The sequence below is a fragment of the Photorhabdus australis DSM 17609 genome (assembly GCF_000711895.1).
Taxonomy (GTDB): Bacteria; Pseudomonadota; Gammaproteobacteria; order Enterobacterales; family Enterobacteriaceae; genus Photorhabdus; species Photorhabdus australis.
The window spans coordinates 1-2,101 of record NZ_JONO01000094.1; the positions used below are offsets into that span (position 1 = coordinate 1).

A 2,101-nucleotide genomic window follows, 5' to 3' on the forward strand; every position below is an offset into this window, starting at 1 on the left:
GGCGCAATCGCCTCCACCTGCTCCACTTCCCCCACCACCAGTAAGATACGTACCCGGAACCACCACAACCGACCATAACGGCGGTGCAGGCGGGCACCTAATTCACCGTAATCGCACTGTTCACTGACCGGAGCTGCCAATAGCCTGTCCGGCTTAGTCTCCGTGACTTTGTTTTTGACAAACAATGTGACTGTGATAAAACCCAGCATACTCACTACCACCATGAGCACCCAGGCTATTCCACAAACCCGTAACAAATGATTAAGCGTCTCGGTATCCGTGGTTTGGTGTTCTCCCCAAAACCACCATCCCAGACCCGCTAACGAAACCAACAGGGTAAGGGTTCCCACCAGTAAGATGAGCGTACTCACCACCGAAACCGGTTGTAATTTATTCTCTTGCCGTTCCATAAGATTTCACTATTCCAAACGTTAAAGTATGTTGAGGATCGCGGGCCAACCAGCCACAGGGCTGGCCGGTATTTTCCGCCGAGATAGCCGCCAGGGTTTGCACCACCACCGCTTCCATCCCACCAATATTGCCCCAATTGAGATCCTGCACATGTTGAGTGATATTCCAGCCGGTCCTTTCCAGTGCAGGCTCGTCCGGCTGGGAAAACAGAAAACAGGTTTCCGGGGGCTGCGAGATATCTGCCTGTACCAGCGCCCGGGCCGCTACATCTATAACCTGTTCATTATCCTGAGCCTGAAAATATTCACCGCGGGTCAACACCACGTTACCGGTTTTTTTCAGTAACCAGATAAAGGCCGCTTCACCGGCAGGCAAAGCTGACTCCGCTTCACTGACCATACATTGGCAACCGGCGCACAAAATCGTCGCCTTACTGCCCGTTGTCGCATTCAGCAGGTCAATCATCTCATCCAAGGTATCAATACCGCGCCAGTATTGCGGCTGGGCGGGTAACACCACATCAGGAAACTGCACCGCCATCTGTGCGACAAACTCCTGCCAGACGGTAGCTGAACCCAGCCAGTAACAATGTATCGGCGTACAACACAACGGCGGCTGATCCTGCCTCTGCTTTTGCCACTGATTCACGGCCACTTTCGCCAATTGGATTTCTCGTTGTTCGATGTCAACGGCACCGGAACGCAGGAAACGCACTGCTTGACCCTGCGTCTCTTTGATCGGTTCCGGGCAACCATGACCATGGGACTGATTCGTCACTCTCAGCCACTGCTCCGGGGTGGTTCCCCGCGCACCCACCAACACAGATTCAGCCAACGCAATCTGCTGGCGATGTTTATGCCACCAACATTGCTGCACCCATTCAACCTGTTGCTGATAAATCCAGGCGTTATGCCGGGCAAAACGGTAAAACAGCCAGCGGAATAACAGACATAACAGCCATAACACCGCCAGTCCGGGGATCATGGCATACCAGGCTAACGGGTCCTCCACATCAGGTCTTACCAGTGCGACGATATTACTGACCAGCAATACGCCTCCGGCACCGGCTACCAACCAACGTTTAACACGGGGCGGTGAAGCCTGACGATACGGGGGAAAAATGGGACACGCTTTCATGACACCACCTGATAATCGGGACCTGAACTGACCAGCGTACAGCCGCATTCACAACGATGGCCATCTAATGCCACGGGCTTACCATCGATCAGGCAGGCGGCACTGCCTTGCGCAATCTTGGTCATGCCGTGATGGTGGCACTGAACTGGATCGCCCTGACAAGCAATCGGTTGACCAAAGCAGAGATAGTGGCCGGATAATACCTTGCCACCGTACTCGCGCAGGCTGTCGCCCTGACGGATCACATTCTTCATTGCTCAGGCCCTCCTCGCGGAGGCAGTTCCAGAGTCATGCCATCCAAACGCGCTTTGAGCTTCTCTTTGACGATTTGCATTCGTCGTTCTTCGATAAACTGTCTCTGCTGACGGGTCACCTCACCCACATTATGGGTGAATGCCTTGGTCTGCTCCGCGTCCGGTAACATGGGGATCAGTTCTTGGGTGGATAAATCGTGTACGCTCACTTCCAGTTGAGTGGCGTGAGTTTTGTTGATGGCATCCGCCATCATGTTGCCGACTTTTTTCCGTTTGAAGACAAACAAAGCACGGCCAAC

2 protein-coding genes and 2 pseudogenes are annotated in these 2,101 nt (G+C 53.7%); all 4 read right to left on the reverse strand.

Going from position 1 to position 2,101, the window contains the following annotated elements; translation table 11 throughout:
* Positions 1–410, reverse strand: a pseudogene (locus BO26_RS17840) (ImcF-related family protein); the annotation flags it as partial.
* Complete coding sequence (locus tag BO26_RS17845) at positions 391–1,548, reverse strand: hypothetical protein (protein WP_036773846.1); 1,158 nt, start codon at positions 1,546–1,548, stop codon at positions 391–393. The pseudogene BO26_RS17840 and the gene BO26_RS17845, both read right to left, overlap by 20 nt.
* Entirely contained in the window at positions 1,545–1,802 is a 258-nt protein-coding gene (locus tag BO26_RS17850) for a PAAR domain-containing protein (RefSeq protein ID WP_036773848.1), read from the reverse strand. The genes BO26_RS17845 and BO26_RS17850 overlap by 4 nt, the downstream gene beginning before the upstream one ends.
* Positions 1,799–2,101 (reverse strand): annotated as a pseudogene (locus tag BO26_RS24985) (T6SS phospholipase effector Tle1-like catalytic domain-containing protein); the annotation flags it as partial. The gene BO26_RS17850 and the pseudogene BO26_RS24985, both read right to left, overlap by 4 nt.